We start from the raw sequence: 25623 nt of genomic DNA, 5'->3' as shown, positions 1-25623 counted from the left end.
ACAAAACTAAAAGGATTGTCCCCTGTGCAATACAGAGTTCAATCCTTAGTAGCTGCTTAATATATTTGTCTAATTTTTTGGGTTCAGTTCACATAGATTGGGCCTTTTTGTTACGGCTGATTACGCATAATCCACTCTGCATGAGCATTTGTAGAAGGTGGCGGATCAGTTGGTGTTTTATTTTGTTTTGTTTCTTTTTTTGTTTGTTCGTTAGAATTAGAACTTGAATTTGAATTTGAATCAGGATTTGAGTTGTTTTTTGTAGTTGGGTTTTTTGCTTTTTCTCCTAATTCTTTTTCAATTTCGTTACGCACCGTTTCTACACTGATTGGATCTGGAAGGAAGTAATAAATACCGCCTATCTTTTTGTCTTCGCCTTCAAGCTTTAACGTTTGCATTGTAGAAGGATCAAATCCAGAAAGTTTATTGTAAAGAGCAAGTCCGTCTGAAATAGGAATGTCGGTTTTTATATATTTTCCAACGACAGCTGTTAAATCTTTAATTTTAAATACAGTAGAGGTGGAGTTTAGCTTTTGGGCAACAGCGGCCAGTAATTGTCTTTGTCTAGCAGCTCGACCATAATCGCCATTTGGATCTTGCTTTCGCATACGGACATAAGCAAGTGCTTCTTCACCGTTTAAGTTTTGCTGTCCTTGCTTAAAATGAATTTTTTTGTAGTAATCCACGTCAGAGCGTTCCCAGAAATCAAAGGGTACGTCAACGGTAACACCGCCAACAGCATCAACGATACCTTTAAAGCCTTGGAAATCAATTTTCAGATAATGGTCTACAGGAACTTTTAGAAAGCCTTCGACAGTTTTGATTGCCATTTCTTCTCCGCCGTAAGCATGGGCAGCGTTAATTTTGTCTTCCTTATTTTTGCCAACAATTTTAACTCGAGAATCACGAGGAATACTCATAAGTGAAATCTTTTGCGTTTTTGGATTGACTGTTGCGAACATTAATGAGTCTGTACGCCCATTTTGACCATCTGTCGCATAATCTTCTATACCCATAATGAGAATTGTAAAAGGTTCCTTTGTAATTTCTACATCTTTGTTTCTTAAATCCGATTTTTCACGAGTAAAACCACTATACATCCCCATAAGAGAAGAGTAAGAATTTAACACATAAACTCCTATACTGCCAAATAAAAATGCGAAAATAAGGAAGAAGAAAAGTTTCCTTCTTCGCTTCTTTTTTATTCTGCTATTTTGGAGATGATAATAACGTTCTTCCATATATAATCTCCTTAGTTCGTTAGTTCATTTGTAGGGAAGTAATTCACTACATTAATCTTTGAAGGGGATAAATGGGTTATGCTTAGATAACATCTTGTTCTAAGTACAACATATCTCCTTCTGTAATTGTACATTTCCCGTTTGTTAATTCAATCATCCAATCTGTAAATGCTTGTTTGCCGTCTTCTTCTACATACGTATCAAATGTGACATTTTCTAGATAATGTATATCTTTAATGGCATATTTTGAATTGCGTAATTCATTTTCCACTTTGCCAAGTAATGTGTAATCAATCTCGGTTTGCATCACACGCATTAGTTTTCGCTGGACAACACCGACATGATTAATGCCTTCGCTTGTACACTTTCCATATGCACGAATTAATCCACCTGCGCCAAGTTTAATGCCACCAAAATAGCGTGTTACGACAACAACGGTATCTTTTAGTCCACGTTTTTTAAGTACCTCTAGCATTGGTACGCCAGCTGTACCGCTAGGCTCGCCGTCATCATTTGCTTTTTGAATATGATCTTGTTCGCCAATTAAATAAGCGGAACAATTATGTGTTGCATTCCAATGTTGTTTTTTTATTTTTTGTATAAATTCTTGAGCCTCTTCCTCAGTCGTTGCTCGGCTAATATAACAAATAAATCTTGATTTTTGAATGACGATTTCGTGTTCGCCGTAGTCTTTGATTGTAAAATATTGTAATAGCACTTGTGTACGCCCCTATCTATCAAAATGACTAGTACTTTCCATTTTAAAAGCGAGCCTTTTTATATTCAAACATTTTTTCTAAATATGCTGAAGTTTTTGGTGAGTATTTTATCTTTTTGTTGTAATTTGTCGAGATGGTAGGTATAATTTCAACCGGCATTTTCATGTATGGATGCACCATTTGTAGTTTTCGTGTAAAATTAGGAAATAAAACTTTTTATAAGGCAGGTACGAAAATGAAAGTAGCTATTGTTACTGATAGTACGGCATATATACCGAAGCAAATTCGTGATGAACTCAATATATATATGATTCCATTAAACGTTGTGTTTGGAACAGAATCTTATCAAGAAGAAGCTGAAATTTCAGCAGATGATTTTTATGTGAAAGTACGTGAACAAGAGGAACTTCCAAAAACTTCTCAACCAGCAATCGGAAAGTTTGTTGAGCTATATGAAGAACTAGCTAAAGATTATGATGCAGTTATTAGTATTCACCTATCAAGTGGAATTAGTGGTACATATCAAACATCAACGACAGCTGGACAGATGGTAGAGGGTATTGATGTATACACGTATGACTCTGAAATTAGTTGTGAAGTACAAGGATTTTATGTGCGTGAAGGTGCAAAGTTAGCAAGTGAAGGAAAGAACCCGAAAGAGATTATCGCTCGTTTTGATGAAATGAAGAAAACGATGGACGCCTATTTTGTAGTTGATGATTTACATCATTTACAGCGTGGTGGTCGATTGAATAGCGCGCAAGCTTTCATCGGCAGTCTGTTACAAGTGAAGCCAGTTTTATATTTTAGAGATAAAATCATTATTCCGTTTGAAAAGATTCGTACACGTAAAAAAGCATTAAAACGTATCATTGAAATTTTTGATGAGCAAGCAAGTAAAGGTGTACCTATGGAAGCAGTTATCATTCATGCGCAACGTGAAGAAGAAGCGAATGAATGGAAGAAAGAATTAGAAGCAAAATATCCTCACGTCACAATTCGTACAGGTTATTTTGGAGCTGTAATTGGTACGCACTTAGGTGAAGGTGCATTAGGTCTTGGATGGTATACGAAGTAATAAAGATATAAAAGCTCTCTTTTTAAGAGGGTTTTTTTACGGGTATGTTACGTTTAGTTGACAAGTTAATATTTGGAAATGGTAAAATGTACGTAAAATAAAATAATGAGGAAAGTTTTATAACTTACTTTTTACAAGAAACTATATTATAATAGAAGAGAGGTGAAACATATGGAGCATAATTCTTGTTTATGTCCAAAGTTTGAGTCAGCTTTTACTCTGCTTAGTAAGAAGTGGACTGGCTTAATTATTAAATCTTTGCTTGAAGAGTCGAAACGTTTTAGAGAAATCGCAGATATTATCCCAAATATGAGCGATCGTATGTTGTCAGAGCGTTTAAAGGAATTGGAAAGCGAGGGCATTGTAGTTCGTAATGTCTACCCAGAAGTACCAGTTCGAATCGAGTATGGCTTAACTGACAAGGGAAAAGCGTTAGAAAGTGTTATGGATGAGGTCCAAAATTGGGCTGAGAAATGGATGAAGTAGCATTTCATCTGTATTCGTATATTTAATAAAACGTAAGGAATTCCTTACGTTTTTTCTTTGTTTATAGAAGTGAGAAAAGTATATAAATTTCTACACATACATACAAAAATATACGCATTTTGCGCTAGAGCTACATATAATATTACATTTGTTTTACAAAAACGTAACATTAGCAAAAAAAATCCCGAATTATGGTATAAATTTTATAGGTTATATACGGAAAAAGAAAAAAGAAAGCGGTGTAAAAAATAAAATGAAAAAGCTAAAAATGGCATCTTGTGCATTAGTTGCAGGATTAATGTTTTCTGGGCTAACACCAAATGTATTTGCAGAAGATAAAATTTCTGATGTGAAATCACAAATTAACACGCAAAATGACACTTTACATAAACAACAAGAAGAACGTGATGAATTACAAAAACAAATGAATGACTTAAACAAAACAATTCAAGGTTTAGATAAATCTGTTCAAGAGAATGCTGCAAAGCTTGATGAAACAATGAAAAAAGTTGCTGATACTGAGCAATTAATTGAAAAGAAAAATAAAGATATTGCAGAATTACAAACAAAGATTGCAAAACGTGAAGAGTTATTAAGAAAGCGTTTAGTTGCACTTCAAGAACAACCAAATACGAACGTTGTAACAGAAGTTCTTGTAAACTCTAAAAACGTTGCAGATTTAGTTGATCGTTTAACTTCTGTTTCTAAAATTCTTGAGTCTGATGAAGATATCATGAAAACACAACAAGAAGACCAAGCTAGTGTGAAAAAAGATGTTGCAACGGTAAAAGAAAAACAAAAAGAATTAAAAGAAGCACAAGCTCAAATTGAAACTGCTAAGAAAGAACTTGACGCTGAAAAAGAGAAAAAAGCAACAGCGGTAAACGATTTAAGCGGTAAAATGGATACAGTTGTAACTTCAATGACAAGTACGGAAGGTCAATTGAAAGAGCTTGAGAAACAAGCATTACAATTACAACGCATTGCCGAAGAAGAAGCACAAGCAAAAGCTGCACAAGAAGCTGCTGCTCAAAAACAAGCAGAGCAAGCTGCACCAGCAAACAATGGTGGACAAGCTCAAAAAGAAGAGCCTAAAAAAGAGGCACCTAAAGCAGAAAAGAAAACACCAGAGCAAAACCCAGCACCAACTCCACCGGATACTGGCGTAATTGGTAAAGCTAAGCAATATTTAGGTAAGCCATATGTTTGGGGAAGTGCATCTCCATCAAACGGTGGTTTTGACTGTAGTGGATTCATTTCTTACATCTTTGGTGTAGGTCGTCAAGACGTTAGGGGTTACTGGAACTCAGTTTCTAAAGTAGATAGCCCACAACCAGGAGACTTAGTATTCTTCCAAGGTACTTATAAAGCAGGTCCATCTCACATCGGTATTTACGTTGGTAATGGCCAAATGATCCATGCTAGTGATAAAGGAATTGCGTACGGTGATATTAACAGTTCGTATAACAAAAAACATTTCTTAGGATACGGTCGATTCTAGGATTTATAAAAGAATAAAACATGTGTATAAAGTCGATAGCTTACTATTTTATAAGTAGGTTATCGGCTTTTTTGAGTTTTTACGAGATGATGAGAAAGGTTTATAGTAGTGCTGGAGGTGATTGTTGATGCTATCGGGGAAACAGTTGCTATTAGAAGAACTTTCTTCAGATTTACAGAGGGAATTAAACGATTTGAAAAAGAAGGGAGAGATCGTATGTGTACAAGGTGTAAAAAAGAAGAATTCTAAATATATGTGCCAACGCTGTGGAAATGTAGATCGGCGGCTATTTGCATCGTTTTTATGTAAAAGGTGCAGTAAAGTGTGCACATATTGCCGGAAGTGTATAACGATGGGGAGAGTAAGTGAATGTGCTGTACTTGTTCGCGGGATTGCTGAAAGAAAGAGAGAAAAGAATTCAAATTTGTTACAGTGGAACGGGACGTTGTCTACTGGCCAGAATTTGGCGGCGCAAGGAGTTATAGAGGCTATTAAGCAAAAAGAATCATTTTTTATTTGGGCTGTATGCGGGGCTGGGAAAACAGAGATGTTGTTTTACGGAATTAACGAAGCGCTTCAAAAAGGAGAAAGAGTTTGTATCGCAACGCCGAGAACGGATGTTGTTCTGGAATTAGCACCGAGATTGCAAGAAGTATTTCCATATATACAGGTAGCGGCTTTATATGGAGGGAGTGTGGATAAAGAAAAAGATGCAGTACTAGTCGTTGCGACTACGCATCAATTATTACGTTATTATAGGGCGTTTCATGTCATGGTTGTAGATGAGATAGATGCTTTTCCATATTGTGCAGATCAAATGTTACAGTACGCGGTAAAACAAGCGATGAAAGAAAAAGCGGCGCGTATTTATTTAACTGCGACTCCAGATGAAACATGGAAGCGAAAACTTAAACAAGGTAAACAAAAAGGTGTTATTGTTTCTGGACGATATCATCGTCATCCTTTGCCAGTTCCTTTATTTTGTTGGTGCGGGAATTGGAAAAAAAACCTCATTCATAAAAGAATTCCTCGAGTTTTACTACAGTGGTTACAAACATACTTAAATAAAAAATTCCCTATTTTTTTATTCGTCCCCCATGTGCGATATATAGAAGAAATAAGCTTGTTGTTAAAACCATTAAACAATCGAATTGAAGGTGTACATGCAGAAGATCCGGAGAGAAAAGAAAAAGTAGCGGCTTTCAGAAAGGGAGAAATCCCATTATTAGTTACAACGACAATTTTAGAGCGAGGCGTAACGGTGAAAAATTTGCAAGTCGCAGTTTTAGGGGCGGAAGAAGAAATATTTTCAGAAAGTGCGCTCGTACAAATTGCGGGCCGAGCAGGGCGGAGCTTTGAAGCACCGTATGGAGAGGTCATTTATTTTCACTATGGCAAGACAGAGGCGATGGTGCGCGCGAAAAAACATATTCAAGGTATGAATAAAAATGCGAAAGAACAAGGATTGATCGATTAATGCATTGTTTACTTTGTGATGAGTGTTTTGTAGAAAAGATTAGTTGGTACACTTTTTTTGTAAAGTGTCATAGAAAATATATATGTGATAGATGTGAGCAGAAACTTTCCTATATTATAGGAGAAATTTGCATGGAGTGCGGGTGACCTTTAGAATTTGTTCCTGCCTCATTTCAAGAAGACGGTATTTGTATAGATTGTATAAGGTGGACGAAAGAGGAGAAGTATCGTTCTTTTAAAAACCGTTCGTTATATATGTATGATGATGAGATGAAAGAAATAGTAGCACAGTTTAAGTTTCGGGGGGATGCAGAGTTAGTGCACATTTTTTATCGTCCTTTTCGAAGTTTATTTCAAAAGTATTTTGCCAATGTTTCAACCGTTATCGCTGTTCCGCTTAGTAAGGAAAGGGAAATTGAACGTGGTTTTAATCAAGCTGAGTTATTAGCAACTTGTTTGCCTGTCAAAATTTCTTATCCATCATTAAGAAGAAGGGAAACAGAAAAGCAAAGTAAGAAGACACGTAAAGAAAGGGTGTCAGGAAGCAATCCTTTTTATTTTCAGGGAGAAGAGATGTTTTCTGGGCAACATATTTTACTCGTTGATGACGTGTATACGACAGGGATTACAGTTAGGCAAATCGGAAGTTTGTTATATGAAAGAGGGGCAAGGGAAGTATCTAGTTTGACACTTTGTAGAAGTTAATATGGAAGTGTCGAAAGGGATAATAAAAAGGCGATAAGTCTTCTTTGACTTCATATGTTGTCATTCGTTATAGTCAAAATATGGGGCGAATGCCCTGATTTTTAGAGTGAAGGGAATGGAATGAACATGCAAGGAAGAGTGAAATGGTTCAATGCAGAAAAGGGATTTGGGTTTATTGAGCGTGAAGATGGTGACGATGTATTTGTCCATTTTTCTGCTATTCAACAAGATGGATATAAGTCATTAGAAGAAGGGCAACAAGTAGAGTTTGACATTGTAGATGGAGCACGTGGACCACAAGCAGCTAATGTTGTGAAACTGTAGGGTATATTGTTTTTGGAAGAGAAAGCTGCATTTGTGGCAACGTTATATATAGTAGAACCTCTTGTTTTTCGCAAGGGGTTTTTGTTATAGGATAAGTTGTCAAAAAGTTGTTTCTTTTCTGTAACGAATTGTCCACAGAAATATTCGTTATTCACGATGTTAATAGGATAAAATAAAGATAGAAACGATGCATCTTTTCATTTCAACAAAAAACGATAAAAAAATCGCAATTCCACTAATTTTTTTAAAAAAGTTAGAAGGAGTTTTTAAGCCAATGTCGAAATTATAATACATAGGCTTGAAAGGAGGAATTCATCTATGAAATTCAACATTCGTGGTGAAAATATTGAAGTAACTCCAGCATTAAAGGAATATGTAGAGAAAAAACTAAGTAAGTTAGAGCGTTATTTTGATACATTCCCAGAGATTAAAGTTAATTTAAAAGTATACTCTGACAAGCAACGTGTCGAAGTAACAATACCATTTACTGATTTATTACTTCGTGCAGAAGAAACTAATAGCGATATGTACGCTGCTATCGATTTAGTAGTTGATAAAATTGAGCGACAAATTCGTAAACATAAAACAAAAGTCAATCGTAAGTTACGTGAGAAAGGTTCTATGAAAACGAACTTTATCCTTCCAGAAGCAGTAGCTGTTTTGGATGAGGTAGAAGAAGATGAATTAGAACTTGTACGTACAAAACGATTCGATTTAAAACCGATGGACGTTGAAGAGGCAATCCTACAAATGGATATGCTAGGACATAATTTCTTCGTCTTCACAAATGCTGATACAAACGAAACTAATGTTGTATATGGCCGTAAAGATGGGAAATACGGTTTAATCGAAACTAAATAATAATTCGAAAGCGCAGCCGAAATGGCTGCGCTTTTTTGTATTTTTCGCAGCAAGGTTAAAAAAGTTTTATAAGTAGCCGATTTCATTAAGAAGTGATTTTTAGGCGGTATTTCCTCAAAACAGCAGGAGAAAATTCGAAACTTAGAGAGGTGAGTTACTCTTTATTATTTGGAACAAGCATAGGAATGTAGCTACCTTTACAAGTAATTCTTTGCTAGGGATATAGTATTGTTTTTAAAAATTTAACGAAATGTTCGCAAGTGTAAAAGTAATATTAAATATTCTGAAATCCATTGAAGGTGTGTTGAGGTGTTGTTACCATAATATTGTATTATATTGATTTTATTCATTCAGTGGAAAAATACAATCAATATAATGCTACAAATTATCGGAGGTGCTTTTAGTGAGCATTAAGAAAAAAAGTCGTTTTATGTTTGGATCTGTTTTATCGTTAGGTATTTTAGCTAGTACTTTCGCTTTAACCGAACCGGCTAAGGCTAGTACAAGGGATGACCATGTGAATTTTACCTTTAGACTTTGGAGTCCATATGATTATACTAATGCACGTCCTAAAGAGACGCCTACCTCTATGTATATGCGTGTGAAGAGCAGTGAGAAGGGCGGAGGTTCTTTCAATGTTTGGACAGAAGCAGATAAAAATAAAAATGTAGAAGATAGAAAATGGGTAAATGTTTCAGGTAAGCATGAAGGAACAGTGATACCAGGTAGAACATATCTTTTTCAAAATTATGCATATGAAAACCATGGGAAAAATGTGCCTGTGAGATTTGGTGGTTATTCTAGAGAAAATAATGCTTATCCTACTGCTTGGAGTCCTGATAGTGTAAGACCTAGTGGACCTTACATTGAATATTGATTTAGAAATTATAAATTGAAATTATTTATTTTATAGTGCTAGAAAAAGTCGTATAGTTTCAAATCCGGATTATACGACTTTTCCTGTTATTTCATTTTTAAAATAGGAGGAGCTGTAATGAGGTTTATTTCAAAAAATATTTTAGTTTGTTTTTTTATATTGAGTATTAGTTTCTTAGTTTCTTGTCAAAAGAAAGTAGATGAACCTATTGTACATATTGAAGATACTTTAACGGAAAAAGATAATTTGAAAAGTATTGAATTAAAAGGAATTAACAAAAATACTATTTTTGAACAAGTGTTTTTGGAAAGTGAAAATGGTGATGATTTCTTTCAAGGACAAATAGAAAAAAATGATAGTTTAATAGAGGATAAGCTTTCAAATAAAAAATTGAAATTAGGAGTTATACCAGAAAATTATTATGTTTTTTTGACGGGTGTTACGAATAAGAAAAAACCAACGTATCTCTTGGGACGGATTGAACAAACTGATGGAGAAGTAATTCAGTGGAAACAAGAAGTTAAGAGTGTAAAAAGAAAAGGCACAAATGATGTTTATCAGTATGAAGTTGGGTTTCCTAAATTTGAAGGAGAGAGAGCAAATGTTTCTTTTCGTTACATTTGGTTAAATAAAGAAAAGAAATGTTATGGTGTTGCGGATCAATTGTTCATATTAAAAAAGATTTAAATTTAATGGTTTATGGAGGAGCTATAGATGAGTTACTTTTTAGGAAGGATTTTAAAAGGTAGGATGTTTTGGTTGTCTTTATTTATTATGTTAGTAATTGTTATTGCTCAATATATTGCTATGTTTGTGACAACTAAAGGATTTAACGATGCTGGGATTATAAAGGTATCCCCATATTTATCTAATATTTTATATTTTAATAGATTATCGTTTTATAGTGAGTTTTATTTACTTATATTTCCTATGCTTTCCGCAATGGCTGTAGCAGGGATTTATAGAATTGATAAAAATTATGGATTTATTTATCCTGTTATTTCTAAGATGGGAACATGTTATTATTTTAAGCTGCTTTATTTTATTAATTTTATTGTATCTTTTTTTATTATAAGTGTCCCTTTACTATTTAATTTTTATTTATATGTGATGACTTATCCAACAGTTGCTCCGCATCCAATATTAAATTATATGGCTTCTACTGTTTCGCCAACAGCTCAATTTCATATAGTTTATTATAAGTACCCTACTTTATATTTTCTAATGTATGTATTTTTAAATGGTTTATACGGTGCGGTTTTTTCGAGTTTAGCTTTATCAGTTTCGTTTTTTATAAAACGAGTTTATTTTATTTATTTAGTTCCATTTATTTTACATATTTTTTGGCTTGGTATTGGAAAAGGGATTCTCAATCCTAAAGATTATTTAATTAAAGATTTTGGCTTTTTTGAATTACAAATTTTTCTTAGTGTACTGTTATGTATTTGGTTTTGTTCTGTAGTTCTTTATTTACGGGGGAGTAGGAAGCATGTTCTTTTATAATGTTATGAAAGAAACTATAAGGATGAAATATGTTTGGTTAAGTATTCTCTTTTTACTTAATGTCAGTATCATTGGTTGTTTGTTCAATTATTTTGAAACCGGAATTATAAAAGAGCAAATGAACGAATTGGAAGCTTTGTATAAGGTTATGTCGTTGTATAATTTGTCGACTATATTTATTCCTTTAACAATTGTTTTTTCTGTATATTCTATGTCGAACTTTTTTAGTATTTATGTTGTTTACAGAGTGAATAATGCATTGAAATTAGTTTCTATATATTATTTAAAATTATTCGTTTTTGTTTACTTTTTTGCTGGGAGTATGATTTTACAGTTGTTTTTGATGTCAACTATGATGGCTGTAACTAGTGTTGATGTAAATTATCCATTATTATTTTGCATTCAATTATTTGCGAGTGTTTTTATATGTATGATAAGTGCTTTATTGCAATTATTTTTACCTAGTTTACTTGTAATAATATGTATGATTACTGCTGTTTTATTAGATAGATTTATATTACATGGATTTTTATTTACAAATGCTTTTTATATAAATGTCTTTGAAGATGCTACTGGTTTATTTATACGCTTATTTGGCTGTTTTTTTATCTTTTTTATAAGTGTATGGATTTTATCTAAAAAAAGTTATATTTCTATGAATGATGAGACAGAGGTGGTCTAGTTTACATTATGATCTTATATTATTTGTTAAAAAGAGATTTATATGTAAGGTTTCGAGATTCCATCAAGATAATGGTTTTTTTATTCTTAATTTACGCTATTATTGCAATTGCTTTTTTATACAATCAGCCTCTTGGTAATGGTAAAGAATCTGTATTAGTAGATGTTACCTTTTATCGATTTTTTCATGGAGTAGACTTTGTGGATTTATCTTATTTTTATAAGGAGGGGCGATTTTCTATCCCTTTTTATTGGATATTCTTTCAAATCACTCCTTTGTTGCTTGTAGGGAATTTTGCTTTTTCAGATATTCAACAGAATGGTGTTTATTTATTTCCTCGTGTTAAGAAGAAGCATTTTCTGTGGTTAACGAAAATATTATCTTTGTTTTTTTATATAATTATTATTTGGATTGGTATGTATTTTATTTGGTTTAGCGCTTACTATTTGCTTTCTTTAGGCGAGTATAATTTTTTGAATTTATATAGTCAATTTCCTTATAAGATATTAGGTACTATGCTAATTCAAATAATTATAAGCTTTTTATTAGCTTTGATTTTTGAGTTTTTAACTTTTTATATACCGATAACTATTGTTTTTGTACTAATGTTGTTGTACCTATTTTTGTCTATTTTCTTTCATAGTATTTATTTTTTAGGCTCTTTTGTTATGCCAAATCGTTGGTATTTTGTTGATCACAGTTCAATTCAATTGACTTTAGGTAATAATCAATCTATTCAATATAATGATTTACTTTTAATAGGAGTAGTAATTGTTGTTGTAATGATTTTATTAGGTAGTTTTTGTTTTAAAAAACTAGATGTGATAGGTGAATAATTTATGGACAATTATATTAAATGTGAATGTATGACGAAAAGATTAAAAGGAAATATTGTGTTAGATAATATTAGTTTGTCAGTAAAAAAAGGCGAATTTTTAGTTTTGAAGGGGCATAATGGCTCTGGTAAAACGATGATTTTACGCGCTATATCAGGGTTAATGCGCTTGAATTCTGGAGTTGTTTATATAGATAATGAAATAATTGGAAAACAAAAGCAATTTCCTGATTCTATGGGAATATTGATTGAATATCCAAGTTTTATTCCAGGGTATACTGGTTTTCAGAATTTGAAATTTTTATCATCGATTAACAATAAAATCTCCGATGAGGAGATTTATAATATTATTCAAAGGGTTGGACTTGATAAAACAGATAAGAGAAAGTATAAAAGATACTCTTTAGGTATGAAACAACGTTTAGGGATAGCGCAAGCTTTAATGGAACAACCAAAATTACTGTTATTAGACGAGCCAACTAATGCTTTAGATAGTGATGGGATAAAAGATGTTTTAGATATTTTGAAAGTAGAAAAAGCCAAGGGAACGACTATTGTTGTAGCCAGTCATGATGTGCATGTTCTAGATAATGAAATGGTAGATCGTATTGTACATGTTAATAATGGAAAGTTGGTAGATTAAGAGTGACGAGAAAACATATCTTAATAAGTATTGGATTATGTCTGTTGCTATGTATATTTGCTAGTTTATTAAGATTTAAAACATTAAATCTTAATAATGAATCTTATAAAGTGGTAAAAGATGAGTTTTTATCTAATAGAACTTTTGAAGATGGGCAAGGAGTTACATTTCATGCACTCAATCCTCTTGATCCTACAAAAGTTTATGATCCCTATGAAGACCGTGAAGTAGTGACGTATGTTTTACCTTTAGATATTACAAATACAACAAATCGAGATATTAACTTGCTTAGTAATAAGTCTATTTCCGATACAATGTTTTATTCTAAAATAGGTGAGTTTTATAATTTAATCCCTTATTCAATGGAATTACCTAAAAAATATCAGTTTGATCCTGTAATACCTGCTGGTAAAACAGTACGAGGGTATATAGGGACAAATTATTTTATAGGAGATGACCCTTATAAAAATTATAAAAACTTTTCAAATGAATCAACTAAAGTGAAATTCATTTCTTGTATAAAGGATAAGAAAGGGAAATATCATGAATTAGAAATACCGATAAATTAATAAAATTTATGATTGATACAGCTATATTTTAATGGTGTTTGTAGATCTTGCAACATAACAATATCTTTTAAAGTCGGAGTTTTTTTGTAGGTGTAAGTATCTATGGATGCTGCACCTGCAAAGTTTCCGGCTTTTTGTAATTGTTGATTTAGATTTTATTAAGGAATTTCTGGTAGTCATATTCTTTAAAAGGAAACTTGAAAGAATATGACTTAGATTGAATACGAAATTTGTAACGTGAAATTGAAATAGCGAGACAGAGAAAAGGAACGTAACAAATGAAATAAAAACTTTTTTTGAATATAAGGCCCGACATCTTGCCGATTGTTGTCATAGTTATAAGACAAGTGTTACAATTATCATTAGGTATATACATTTTAGTTTTTTTAATTAGGAGAAAAATTGGCATAACATACATTTGATTTTTATAACGACTGATTGTAATAGAGAAAAAGAAAAACAATCGGAAGTTTTATTTTGATAAAAAGAGGAGCGTATTTCCTATGATCGGTATTTTAAAAAAGGTGTTTGATGTAAATCAACGCCAAATTAAACGTATGCAGAAAACAGTTGAGCAAATTGATGCATTAGAGTCATCTATTAAGCCACTAACTGATGAACAATTAAAAGGAAAGACGCTTGAATTTAAAGAACGTCTAACAAAAGGTGAAACAGTAGATGATCTACTACCTGAAGCTTTCGCGGTTGTTCGCGAAGCGGCAACTCGTGTTCTTGGAATGCGTCCATATGGCGTACAGTTAATGGGTGGTATTGCCTTACATGAAGGGAATATTTCTGAGATGAAAACGGGTGAAGGTAAAACGTTAACATCTACATTACCTGTATATTTAAATGCTTTAACAGGAAAAGGTGTTCATGTTGTTACAGTCAATGAATATTTAGCACAACGTGATGCGAGCGAAATGGGACAACTTCATGAGTTCCTCGGCTTAACGGTAGGAATTAACTTAAATAGTATGTCACGCGAAGAGAAACAAGAGGCTTATGCTGCTGATATTACGTATAGCACAAATAATGAGCTTGGATTCGATTACTTACGTGATAACATGGTTTTATATAAAGAGCAGTGCGTTCAACGTCCACTTCACTTTGCTATTATCGATGAAGTCGATTCTATTTTAGTCGATGAAGCACGTACGCCGCTTATTATTTCAGGACAAGCTCAAAAATCAACAGAGCTATACATGTTTGCAAATGCATTTGTTCGTACGTTAGAAAATGAAAAAGATTATTCATTTGATGTGAAAACGAAAAATGTAATGTTAACAGAAGATGGTATTACGAAAGCAGAGAAAGCTTTCCATATTGAAAACTTATTCGATTTAAAACATGTAGCACTTCTTCACCATATTAATCAGGGACTTCGTGCACACGTTGTTATGCACCGTGATACAGATTATGTTGTACAAGAAGGCGAAATCGTAATTGTAGACCAATTCACTGGTCGTCTTATGAAAGGTCGTCGTTATAGCGAAGGATTACACCAAGCGATTGAAGCAAAAGAAGGTGTAGAAATTCAAAATGAAAGCATGACGCTTGCAACAATTACATTCCAGAACTACTTCCGTATGTATGAAAAATTATCTGGTATGACTGGTACAGCGAAAACAGAGGAAGAGGAATTCCGTAACATTTACAATATGAACGTTATTGTAATTCCGACCAACAAACCGATTATTCGTGATGATCGTGCCGATTTAATCTTTAAATCAATGGAAGGTAAGTTCAATGCTGTTGTTGAGGATATTGTAAATCGTCATAAAAAAGGACAACCTGTTCTTGTAGGTACAGTTGCAATTGAAACTTCAGAGCTTATTTCAAAAATGTTAACGCGTAAAGGTGTACGTCATAACATCTTAAATGCGAAAAACCATGCTCGTGAAGCAGATATCATTGCAGAGGCTGGTATGAAAGGTGCTGTAACAATCGCGACGAACATGGCAGGTCGTGGTACAGATATTAAGCTTGGAGACGATGTGAAAAACGTTGGTTTAGCAGTTATCGGTACAGAGCGTCACGAAAGTCGTCGTATTGATAATCAGTTACGTGGTCGTGCTGGTCGTCAAGGGGACCCTGGTGTTACGCAGTTCTACTTATCGATGGAAGATGAATTAATGCGCCGATTTGGTTCAGATAATATGAAAGCAATGATGGACCGCCTTGGTATGGATGATTCTCAGCCAATTGAAAGTAAAATGGTTTCTCGTGCGGTAGAATCTGCACAAAAACGTGTTGAAGGAAATAACTATGATGCACGTAAGCAGTTACTGCAATATGATGATGTACTTCGTCAACAACGTGAAGTTATTTACAAACAGCGTCAAGAGGTAATGGAGTCTGACAACTTACGCGGCATTATTGAAGGTATGATGAAATCTACAGTAGAACGTGCTGTTGCCCTTCATACACAAGAGGAAATTGAAGAAGATTGGAACATTAAAGGTCTTGTTGACTACTTAAATACAAACCTTCTTCAAGACGGAGATGTAAAAGAAGAAGAATTACGTCGCCTTGCTCCTGAGGAAATGAGCGAACCGATTATCGCGAAATTAATAGAGCGATACAATGAAAAAGAAAAGCTTATGCCAGAAGAGCAAATGCGTGAGTTTGAGAAGGTTGTTGTATTCCGCGTTGTAGATACGAAATGGACAGAGCATATTGATGCGATGGATCACCTTCGTGAAGGTATTCATTTACGTGCTTACGGTCAAATCGATCCACTTCGTGAGTACCAAATGGACGGATTCGCGATGTTCGAGTCAATGGTTGCCTCTATTGAAGAGGAAATTTCTTGTTACATTATGAAAGCTGAAATTGAACAAAACTTAGAACGTCAAGAAGTTGTTCAAGGTGAAGCTGTTCATCCTTCTAGCGATGGCGAAGAAGCAAAGAAAAAGCCAGTTGTAAAAGGTGACCAAGTGGGCCGCAACGATTTATGTAAATGTGGTAGCGGTAAAAAATATAAAAACTGCTGTGGTATCGTTCAGTAATATAGGACGGTAGCTTTGGCTGTTTTGCAAACTTTTATATCAAAAATGTATAATCAAGAAGGATTAAACTCTCTCCGTAATAAGTGGAGAGAGTTTCCCTTGTTTTCATACGAAAGTAATAGCAATTACATAGAGGTGAAGGAAATGGAATTAGTAGAAATTAGACAGGAATTAGAGAAAATGGCTAAGCGATTAGCGGCTTTTAGGGGGTCTCTTTGACCTCCCTACTAAGGAGAAACAAATTGCAGAATTAGAAGAAAAAATGATGGGCGCAGGATTTTGGGATGACCAACAAGGCGCACAAGCTGTAATTAATGAAGCGAATGCGTTAAAAGATATGGTTGGAAAGTTCCGTCAGTTAGATGAGACGTTCGAAAATTTAGAAATCACGCATGAGCTTTTAAAAGAAGAGTATGATGAAGATTTACATGAGGAATTAGAATCAGAAGTAAAAGGCTTAATTCAAGAAATGAATGAGTATGAGCTTCAGTTACTATTAAGTGATCCTTATGATAAAAATAATGCGATTTTAGAATTACATCCAGGTGCAGGTGGAACTGAGTCACAAGACTGGGGTTCTATGTTATTACGTATGTACACACGCTGGGCTGAAAAACGCGGATTCAAAGTAGAAACGGTTGATTATTTACCAGGTGATGAAGCTGGTATTAAGAGTGTAACTTTATTAATTAAAGGTCATAACGCTTACGGTTACTTAAAAGCAGAGAAAGGTGTACATCGTCTTGTACGTATTTCACCATTCGATTCTTCAGGGCGCCGTCATACATCGTTCGTATCTTGTGAAGTTGTACCAGAGTTCAATGATGAAGTTGAAATCGAAGTACGTACAGAAGACTTAAAAATTGATACGTACCGAGCAAGTGGAGCTGGTGGGCAGCACGTAAATACGACAGATTCAGCAGTTCGTATTACACATACACCGACAAATACGGTTGTAACATGTCAGTCGGAGCGTTCTCAAATTAAAAACCGTGAGCATGCGATGAAAATGTTAAAAGCGAAATTATATCAAAAGAAACTAGAAGAGCAACAAGCAGAATTAGATGAAATTCGCGGAGAGCAAAAAGAAATCGGATGGGGTAGCCAAATCCGTTCTTACGTATTCCACCCGTATTCTCTTGTAAAAGACCATCGTACAAATACGGAGGTTGGTAACGTACAAGCTGTTATGGATGGAGAGATTGATCCATTTATTGATGCTTACTTACGTTCTCGTATCTAATAAGCGAAAAAAAGCCAACGAAATTGTTGGCGCATGCTGAGGACAATAGAGGATATAAAGAATTTGATTCTATTTTTATAGATGAAGTAAAGAGGAAGAGAAGTTGGAAACGACAACTTCTCTTTTTGATGGGATTATATGTAGATTACAATGCTGTATATTGTTTTGTAAAAAGTAGAGAATAGTAAAATAGAGCGGTAATAGGGTAAAGATTTATATAGAACTTTTCTAATTTTCCTTTTAAAAAGGATACTTTATAGAAGTTTTTTAAGTTGTTCACAGAATTGAAACAACTTATGAAAGCTTTATTTTATCAAGGTTCTCACTGTATTTTTGAGGAATATGAAATACACCTTAGTTTTTCTATATAAAGATAATGCTTATAATGAAAATGAGTGTGTTAGGAATAAAAAGAATATCAACAATGGGGAGCGATAGAAGTGAAAAAGAAATTGTTGGCTATTGCGCTAGGGACATCGGTTGTTTTTGCTTTAGGAGCATGCGGAAATAAAGAAGAGAGTAAGTCTTCGAAACAGTCTGCAAGCACAGACAGCGCAGAACAAATTTTCCAAAGAAGTTGTGCGGGATGTCACGCAACAGATTTATCAGGGGCAACTGGACCTGATTTAAGAAAAGTAGGCGGTAAGTACGACGCTGCAGATATCGAAGAGATTATTAAAAAAGGCCGTGGTTCAATGTCACCAGGACTTATTCAAGGTGAAGATGCGAAAAAAGTATCTGCATGGTTAGCTGAACATAAATAAAAAGGTGAAATGGGCGAGTTGATAATATAGTCAGCTCGTTTTCCTTTTTTCTGGTATGTAACATAACTGTAACAAAAATGTATCCAAATTGGAAACCGTTTGATGTTACAATGGGGTTTGTAGAATTTTGCTGAAATATATTACATAGAGTGGTATTGCTTATGAGAAAGCATAAGTAAACTACCTTCAACAAGGATGACTAAATGAAAATGAAGGATGTCTTTTATTTTCAGATGTACAGAAAAGTATTTCGAAAAAAATCATTAAGTATTGGGTGATAAATAATGATAAAAATGACGAATGTTTATAAGGAGTACCCGAATGGTATGAAAGCCATTGCTGGTCTTACAGTTAACATTAAACAAGGTGAATTCGTATACGTAGTTGGACCGAGTGGAGCCGGGAAATCTACATTTATTAAAATGATGTATCGTGAAGAGAAACCATCTACAGGATCTATTAATGTAAATGGACTTACTATCGAAACATTGGCAGAAAGAGACGTTCCGTATTTTCGTCGTCAATTAGGTGTAATTTTCCAAGATTTCAAATTGCTGCCTAAATTAACGGTATATGAGAATGTTTCGTTTGCTTTAGAAGTAATTGAAGAAGAACCGGATGCAATTCGTGAGCGTGTAACAGAAGTTCTAGGTCTTGTAGGCCTTGAAGATCGTGCAGACGCACTTCCAAGTGAGCTTTCAGGTGGGGAGCAACAACGTGTGGCTATTGCAAGAGCAATTGTAAATAGACCAAAGGTTGTAATTGCCGATGAGCCAACAGGTAACTTAGATATTGAAACAGCTCTTGATATTATGAATATTTTTACTCGCATTAATGAGCGCGGCACAACGATCGTTATGGCGACGCATAATGCAGATATCGTAAATACAATCCGTCATCGTGTAATCGCGATTGAAGGCGGAAAAATTGTTCGAGATGAGATTGAGGGAGGATACGGATATGAAGGCTAAGACCCTTAGTCGACATTTGCGAGAAGGTGTAAAGAATCTATCACGTAACGGATGGATGACATTTGCTTCTGTTAGTGCAGTAACAGTTACATTATTACTTGTAGGTGTCTTTTTAACAGCGATTATGAATATGAACCATTTTGCGACGAAAGTAGAGCAAGATGTAGAGATTCGTGTACACATTGATCCAGCTGCAAAAGAAGCGGATCAAAAGAAATTAGAAGAAGATATGAGTAAGATTGCAAAAGTAGATTCTATTAAATATTCTTCTAAAGAAGAAGAGTTAAAACGTTTAATTAAAAGCTTAGGTGATAGTGGAAAAACGTTTGAGTTATTTGAACAAGATAACCCACTTAAAAACGTATTCATTGTAAAAGCAAAAGAACCAACCGATACAGCGACAATCGCGAAGAAAGTTGAAAAAATGCAGTTTGTTAGTAATGTTCAGTACGGAAAAGGGCAAGTTGAACGATTATTTGATACTGTAAAAACTGGTCGTAACATTGGGATTGCGTTAATTGCTGGTCTTTTATTCACAGCGATGTTCTTAATCTCTAATACAATTAAAATTACAATTTATGCTCGTAGTACAGAAATTGAAATTATGAAACTTGTTGGTGCAACAAACTGGTTTATTCGTTGGCCATTCTTGCTAGAGGGATTATTCTTAGGAGTATTAGGATCAATTATTCCAATTGGCCTAATTCTAATTACGTATAATTCGTTGCAAGGTGTGTTTAACGAAAAACTTGGCGGAACAATTTTCGAGCTTCTACCATATAGTCCGTTCGTATTCCAATTAGCTGGTTTACTAGTGTTAATCGGTGCTTTAATCGGTATGTGGGGAAGTGTAATGTCAATTCGTCGCTTCTTAAAAGTATAAAAAGTTGCAAACATAATTCGTACAAGCTTATCATATAGTAGAAATAGGTAAAGGCATCACACACTGTGTGATGCCTTTTGCTACACCACCTGTGTGTTTTGGAAAGGGGAATTCCGCATTGAAACGTAGAGTTGCAATTATTGGAATGGTTGTTGCATTTTTAATTGGTGCTGGCGGAATGTTTGCAGGCATGTCTGTATTTGGGGTTACCCCATCAGAAGTAACGCAAACAATTTCGAGTGGGAATGCTAGCACTGCGCAAGGAAATTTGGCAAAAATTAATGAGGCGTATGCACTAATTGATTCACGTTATGTGGAAGACGTGAAAGATGAAAAGTTAGTTGAAGGTGCAATACAAGGTATGTTGTCTACGCTGAAGGACCCTTATTCCACGTATATGGATAAAGAAACAGCCAAACAGTTTAGTGAATCGCTTGATCCCGAATTAGAGGGGATTGGGGCTGAGGTGAACAAGACGGACGGTAAGCTTATTATCGTATCGCCAATTAAAGGTTCACCAGCAGAAAAGATAGGAATTAAACCGAATGACCAAATTTTATCTGTAGATGGAAACAGTGTGAAAGACTTATCACGTGAAGAAGCAGTATTAAAAATTCGTGGTAAAAAGGGAACGACTGTCGCAATTGAAATTAAACGTGCGGGAGTAACTGATCCGATCGTATTTAAAATTAAGCGTGAAAAAATTCCAATCTTTACAGTGTTTAGTTCTGTGAAGCAAGAGAGCGGAAAAGATATCGGTTATATGCAAATCACTTCTTTTGCTGAAAATACAGCGAAAGAATTTAAGGATCAGTTAAAAGAGTTAGAGAAGAAAAATATAAAAGGCTTAGTTATTGACGTGCGTGGTAATCCTGGTGGCTATTTAAATAGTGTAGAAGATATACTAGGGGAAATTATGACGAATAAAAAGCCGATGCTACAAGTAGAGCAGCGAAATGGTGAGAAGAAGAAATTCTCTACGGAACTGAAAGAGAGAAAACCATATCCAATTTCAGTATTAATTGATAATGGAAGTGCTTCTGCTTCAGAGATTTTAGCGGGTGCGCTAAAAGAAGGAGAAGGATACGATTTAATTGGTGAAAAGACATTTGGTAAAGGTACTGTCCAGCAAGCTGTTCCATTTAAAGACGGCAGCAACATTAAATTAACGATGTTTAAATGGTTAACACCGGATGGGAACTGGATTCATAAAAAAGGAATCGCGCCAACAGTAGAAGTGAAGCAACCAAATTATTATCATGCGACACCAATTCAAATTGAAAAAACACTTTCATACAATTCAAATGATGTACAAGTAAAACATGCTCAAGAAATGCTTAAGAGCTTAGGGTATGTACCAGGTCGTGAAGATGGATACTTTAGTAAAGAGACAGAATCGGCTCTGAAAGCATTCCAAAATGCAAATGAGATGGAAGCGACAGGACAGCTTGATAAAAAGACAGCTGAAGCGATTCAAACTAAAATTATCGAAAAAATTCGTTCTGGAGAAAATGATCTACAATTACAGTCAGCATTAAAATTAATGGCAAAATAAGAAGAAATACAGGCAGTTTGCTGCCTGTATTTTTTTGTGTTAAACAAACGTTTGTTTAGTTATGATAATATAAAAAGAAAGAATGATATAAATGGTGGTGAATGAGTTCATGGAGGCGTGGATTTTTGAAATAATGCGGGCAGTTGGACGTTTTTTCTTACACCCTGCTGTCTATATATTTGTAATAAGTAGTATCTTCGTTGGATACTTACGTATGTTAAGAGAACGAAAAGATTTTTCTTTTAAAGTTTATGATATTTGGTTTGAACTGCGAACCTCTCTATTTGCAGGGATTGGATACGGATTAGTAGTATCTATTATTACGATTGGGCTTGGACTTGTTGTTTCTAAAGCAAGCTTATGGGCCATTTTAATTTGGACGTTATTATTTGGATTAACGGCTATGTATCGATATTTATCGGCAGCTTATACATTTAGCATTGCGATTGTATGTGTTTTATTATCTTCTAAGCTACCAGTTTCCTTCTTACAGCTTCGAGAAGGTGAAGAGAGTACCATTGTATCCCTTGCTATTTTACTAGGCGTTATGCTTATTGTAGAAGGTTTATTGATTTCTAAAAACGCAGTAGGATATTCGACGCCGAGGATTAGGAAGGGGAAGCGTGGATTAAAGATTGGTTTACACGAATCAAAGCGTTTATGGATCGTTCCTATTTTTATTCTTGTACCGGGTGATGCGGTAACACAGTTTATTTCATGGTGGCCTGTCGTTTCAATAGGTTCAAATACATATTCTCTATTCCTCGTTCCATTTTTAATTGGATTTATGAGAAAGATTAAAAGTTATGAGCCGACGGAAGCTTTATTATTTACAGGAAGACGTGTTTATGGATTAGCAGGACTTGTGCTCATTTTAGGAATCGCAAGTTATTGGTGGCACGTACTTGCAATTATCGCGATGGGAGTCGCAATGCTTGGGCGTTTCACAATCTCGATGCAAGAGAAAATTGCCGATGAAACAAGACCAGCATATTTTGCTGCACGCAATGATGGGCTCGTTGTACTAGATACAATTCCAAATACAATTGGAGCAGAGCTGAAATTACTACCTGGAGAAATTATTACGAGAGTAAATGGAGTTATTCCAAAAAGCGCTGAGGAATTTTATGATGCGCTTCAAACGAAGACGACAGGAGCATTTTGTAAATTAGAAGTATTAGATACAAATGGTGAGCTTCGTCTTGCACAAACTGCATTATATGCTGGTGGGCATCACGAATTAGGTATTGTATTCGTTGAGCAGGAGCACGAGTGGGATTCGGAAGCGATGTAATAGAAGGAAAGGTATCACCTTGTGGTGGTACCTTTTTTGTTTTTTGGGGGGAGGATAGTTAGTAAATGAAATTTATATCGGCGATTATCCGAATATATCAGCGCAACTTGAAATATATCGGCGATTTTGCAAATATATCAGCGCAACTCGAAATATATCGGCGACTATTCGAATATATCGACTTTCCAGCAAAAAACGACAACTATCGCAAAGCTTATTTTCAGTTTCATAGACGGATAACTTGAATAATTATTTGATAATGGTTATCATTTAGGGAGTCTTTTTAATTTTGGAAAATGGAGGTAAGATATGCTGCGTAAATTTTTCTCGTACTATAAACCGTATAAAGGTTTATTTATACTCGACTTTTCTTGTGCGGTTGTCGCAGGATTATTAGAACTCGGCTTCCCGCTTATCGTAAATCAATTTATTGATAAGTTATTGCCAGGGCAAAACTGGACGCTTATTTTATGGGCTTGTTTCGGTTTACTCGCAGTTTATATGTTAAATGCAGGCTTACAATATGTCGTTACATATTGGGGACATATGCTTGGTGTTAACATTGAAACAGATATGAGGCAGAAATTATTTGATCATATTCAAAAGCTATCATTCAGATTTTTTGACAATAATAAAACAGGTCATTTAATTTCCCGCCTTACAAACGATTTAATGGAAATTGGGGAAATTGCTCATCATGGACCGGAAGATTTATTTATCGCCGTAATGACTTTAGTTGGGGCATTTTCATTTATGATGATGATTAACTGGAAGTTAGCGTTATTAACGTTCTTCGTCATTCCATTCCTATTATGGTTAGCACTTTACTTCAATAAAAAAATGACAGGTACATTTAGACGTTTATTCTCAGACGTTGCTGATTTTAATGCATGCATTGAGAACAATGTTGGGGGAATTCGTGTTGTACAAGCATTCGGAAATGAAAAGTTTGAGAAAGAGCAATTTGCTGTCAACAACGCTCGTTTCCGTACAACGAAATTAATGGCGTATAAAATTATGGCGTTAAATTCATCGATTAGTTATATGCTCATGCGGCTCGTAACGCTCTTCGTCTTAATATGCGGTACATGGTTTGTTCTGCAAGGAGAATTAACGTACGGTGGATTTATCGGATTCGTTCTATTAACGAATATTTTCTTCCGCCCAATTGAAAAAATTAACGCGGTAATCGAAAGCTATCCGAAGGGAATCGCTGGTTTTAAAAGGTATGTAGAGCTTCTTGAAACAGAGCCTGACATTGTAGACTCTAAAGATGCAATGGAAGTTAAACATGTACATGGTGATATTCAATATAACAACATTACGTTCGGATATGAAAATAAAGAACCAATTTTAAATGACATTAGTTTGAAAATACATGCAGGTGAAACGGTTGCGTTCGTTGGACCATCAGGAGCTGGGAAAACGACGTTATGTAGCCTATTACCACGTTTTTATGAGCAATCATCTGGATCAATTCAAATTGATGGGATTGATACGAAAGATATGACATTATCTTCACTTCGTAAGCAAATTGGAATTGTGCAGCAAGACGTGTTCTTATTTTCAGGAACAATTCGTGAAAATATAGCTTACGGAAATTTAAAGGCATCAGAGCCTGAAATTTGGCAGGCAGTAAAACGTGCGCAGTTAGAAGATTTAATTTACTCACAGCCGGAAGGTTTAGATACTGTTATCGGTGAGCGCGGCGTGAAACTTTCAGGTGGACAAAAGCAGCGTCTAGCTATTGCTCGTATGTTCTTGAAAAACCCACCAATTTTAATATTGGATGAAGCAACTTCTGCACTAGATACAGAGACAGAACTTGCGATTCAAAAATCGCTTGCTGAATTAGCTGTCGGTCGCACAACGCTAGTTATCGCTCACAGACTTGCAACGATTAAAAATGCAGATCGCATCGTCGTTGTAAATAAAGATGGCATTGCAGAACAAGGTTCACATAATGAATTAATTGAGCAAGGTGGAGGATACAGTAGGTTATACGAAGCTCAGTTTAGTTCGTAAATATAATTTGTACTGAATTAGTGCACCATAAGTAGGTAAAAATCTCATATGGGAGGCTATAAAGTATGATTGTAACAACAACGTCTACAATTCAAGGAAAAGAAATTATTGAGTATATTGATATTGTCAATGGAGAAGCGATTATGGGCGCGAATATCGTTCGTGACCTTTTCGCTTCTGTTCGTGACGTTGTCGGCGGTCGTGCTGGCGCTTATGAAAGTAAATTAAAAGAAGCGCGCGACATCGCAATGGAAGAGATGAAAACTTTCGCAAGACAAAAAAATGCAAATGCAATTGTTGGTATTGACGTGGATTACGAAGTAGTTCGCGAAGGTATGTTAATGGTTGCGGTGAGCGGGACTGCTGTCCGTATTTAA

24 protein-coding genes and 1 pseudogene are annotated in these 25623 nt (G+C 34.8%); 23 read left to right on the top strand and 2 right to left on the bottom strand.

The genetic code is table 11. The features are described 5' to 3' along the window. Positions 1 to 110: 110 nt before the first annotated feature. Both MR169_RS06465 and MR169_RS06460 read right to left on the bottom strand, forming a co-directional pair. Positions 111 to 1241 (bottom strand): LCP family protein, encoded by a 1131-nt coding sequence (locus MR169_RS06465; RefSeq protein ID WP_086392938.1) that lies wholly within the window; start codon positions 1239 to 1241, stop codon positions 111 to 113. A gap of 82 nt (positions 1242 to 1323) precedes the next feature. After that, positions 1324 to 1959 carry a YigZ family protein gene (locus tag MR169_RS06460; RefSeq protein ID WP_000926665.1) on the bottom strand — a complete coding sequence of 212 codons (636 nt, stop codon included), beginning with the start codon at positions 1957 to 1959 and terminating at the stop codon, positions 1324 to 1326. 236 nt (positions 1960 to 2195) lie between these two features. Between MR169_RS06460 and MR169_RS06455 the strand changes: the two genes are divergently transcribed. From MR169_RS06455 to MR169_RS06345, 23 genes and pseudogenes are all read left to right on the top strand, one after another. Further along, on the top strand, positions 2196 to 3038 hold the full coding sequence (locus tag MR169_RS06455; protein ID WP_242319136.1) for a DegV family protein: 843 nt from the start codon (positions 2196 to 2198) through the stop codon (positions 3036 to 3038). A gap of 171 nt (positions 3039 to 3209) precedes the next feature. Continuing rightward, positions 3210 to 3524, top strand: a complete 315-nt coding sequence (locus MR169_RS06450; RefSeq protein ID WP_000400857.1) for a winged helix-turn-helix transcriptional regulator — start codon at positions 3210 to 3212, stop codon at positions 3522 to 3524. Between the two features lie 148 nt (positions 3525 to 3672). Next, entirely contained in the window at positions 3673 to 5025 is a 1353-nt protein-coding gene (locus MR169_RS06445) for a coiled-coil domain-containing protein (RefSeq protein ID WP_242319135.1), read from the top strand. A 127-nt stretch (positions 5026 to 5152) separates the two neighbouring features. Continuing rightward, on the top strand, positions 5153 to 6502 hold the full coding sequence (gene comFA, locus MR169_RS06440; RefSeq protein ID WP_086424210.1) for an ATP-dependent helicase ComFA: 1350 nt from the start codon (positions 5153 to 5155) through the stop codon (positions 6500 to 6502). Further along, positions 6502 to 7206: pseudogene (locus tag MR169_RS06435) on the top strand (phosphoribosyltransferase family protein). The gene comFA and the pseudogene MR169_RS06435 overlap by 1 nt, the downstream one beginning before the upstream one ends. Before the next feature lie 126 nt (positions 7207 to 7332). Next, on the top strand, positions 7333 to 7530 hold the full coding sequence (gene cspC / locus MR169_RS06430) for a cold shock protein CspC (protein WP_001990088.1): 198 nt from the start codon (positions 7333 to 7335) through the stop codon (positions 7528 to 7530). Between the two features lie 318 nt (positions 7531 to 7848). Next, the gene (gene hpf / locus MR169_RS06425; RefSeq protein ID WP_000671186.1) at positions 7849 to 8391 is read left to right on the top strand and encodes a ribosome hibernation-promoting factor, HPF/YfiA family; all 543 of its coding nucleotides are present in this window, start codon (positions 7849 to 7851) and stop codon (positions 8389 to 8391) included. Positions 8392 to 8794: 403 nt separating this feature from the next. Next, complete coding sequence (locus MR169_RS06420; protein ID WP_242319134.1) at positions 8795 to 9268, top strand: hypothetical protein; 474 nt, start codon at positions 8795 to 8797, stop codon at positions 9266 to 9268. 117 nt (positions 9269 to 9385) lie between these two features. Next, on the top strand, positions 9386 to 9955 hold the full coding sequence (locus MR169_RS06415) for a hypothetical protein (RefSeq protein ID WP_242319133.1): 570 nt from the start codon (positions 9386 to 9388) through the stop codon (positions 9953 to 9955). A 27-nt stretch (positions 9956 to 9982) separates the two neighbouring features. Continuing rightward, the gene (locus tag MR169_RS06410) at positions 9983 to 10771 is read left to right on the top strand and encodes a hypothetical protein (protein ID WP_000120044.1); all 789 of its coding nucleotides are present in this window, start codon (positions 9983 to 9985) and stop codon (positions 10769 to 10771) included. Then, a complete protein-coding gene (locus MR169_RS06405; protein ID WP_000466507.1) occupies positions 10758 to 11453 on the top strand; it encodes a hypothetical protein in 696 nt (231 codons plus the stop codon). Before MR169_RS06410 ends, MR169_RS06405 begins: the two co-directional genes overlap by 14 nt. A 71-nt stretch (positions 11454 to 11524) precedes the next feature. Next, positions 11525 to 12289, top strand: a complete 765-nt coding sequence (locus MR169_RS06400; RefSeq protein ID WP_086424227.1) for a hypothetical protein — start codon at positions 11525 to 11527, stop codon at positions 12287 to 12289. 3 nt (positions 12290 to 12292) lie between these two features. After that, positions 12293 to 12931, top strand: coding sequence for an ATP-binding cassette domain-containing protein (locus MR169_RS06395; RefSeq protein ID WP_000371027.1), 639 nt, complete (start codon positions 12293 to 12295; stop codon positions 12929 to 12931). Between the two features lie 41 nt (positions 12932 to 12972). After that, on the top strand, positions 12973 to 13500 hold the full coding sequence (locus MR169_RS06390; protein ID WP_033668381.1) for a hypothetical protein: 528 nt from the start codon (positions 12973 to 12975) through the stop codon (positions 13498 to 13500). Positions 13501 to 14003: 503 nt separating this feature from the next. Further along, complete coding sequence (gene secA / locus MR169_RS06385) at positions 14004 to 16511, top strand: preprotein translocase subunit SecA (protein ID WP_242319132.1); 2508 nt, start codon at positions 14004 to 14006, stop codon at positions 16509 to 16511. Between the two features lie 144 nt (positions 16512 to 16655). Next, positions 16656 to 17754, top strand: a protein-coding gene (gene prfB, locus MR169_RS06380; protein WP_096001716.1) for a peptide chain release factor 2 whose coding sequence is annotated in 2 segments (ribosomal slippage) — positions 16656 to 16727 and positions 16729 to 17754 — 1098 coding nt in all. Because the reading frame shifts where the segments join, the coding sequence is not laid out codon by codon here. Between the two features lie 440 nt (positions 17755 to 18194). Then, a complete protein-coding gene (gene cccB, locus MR169_RS06375; RefSeq protein ID WP_000727970.1) occupies positions 18195 to 18518 on the top strand; it encodes a cytochrome c551 in 324 nt (107 codons plus the stop codon). Positions 18519 to 18802: 284 nt separating this feature from the next. Then, on the top strand, positions 18803 to 19489 hold the full coding sequence (gene ftsE, locus MR169_RS06370; protein WP_000594321.1) for a cell division ATP-binding protein FtsE: 687 nt from the start codon (positions 18803 to 18805) through the stop codon (positions 19487 to 19489). Continuing rightward, complete coding sequence (gene ftsX, locus MR169_RS06365) at positions 19479 to 20372, top strand: permease-like cell division protein FtsX (protein ID WP_000645025.1); 894 nt, start codon at positions 19479 to 19481, stop codon at positions 20370 to 20372. The genes ftsE and ftsX overlap by 11 nt, the downstream gene beginning before the upstream one ends. A gap of 118 nt (positions 20373 to 20490) precedes the next feature. Further along, entirely contained in the window at positions 20491 to 21927 is a 1437-nt protein-coding gene (locus MR169_RS06360) for a S41 family peptidase (protein ID WP_086424206.1), read from the top strand. A gap of 109 nt (positions 21928 to 22036) precedes the next feature. Beyond that, positions 22037 to 23221 (top strand): PDZ domain-containing protein, encoded by a 1185-nt coding sequence (locus tag MR169_RS06355; RefSeq protein ID WP_140159118.1) that lies wholly within the window; start codon positions 22037 to 22039, stop codon positions 23219 to 23221. A 309-nt stretch (positions 23222 to 23530) separates the two neighbouring features. After that, entirely contained in the window at positions 23531 to 25246 is a 1716-nt protein-coding gene (locus tag MR169_RS06350) for an ABC transporter ATP-binding protein (protein WP_000944624.1), read from the top strand. Positions 25247 to 25311: 65 nt separating this feature from the next. Further along, positions 25312 to 25623 (top strand): heavy metal-binding domain-containing protein, encoded by a 312-nt coding sequence (locus MR169_RS06345; RefSeq protein ID WP_000637523.1) that lies wholly within the window; start codon positions 25312 to 25314, stop codon positions 25621 to 25623.

The organism is Bacillus cereus group sp. BfR-BA-01349, assembly GCF_022663795.1.
GTDB lineage: Bacteria > Bacillota > Bacilli > Bacillales > Bacillaceae_G > Bacillus_A > Bacillus_A cereus.
This window is presented reverse-complemented; position numbering and strand designations above follow the sequence as displayed.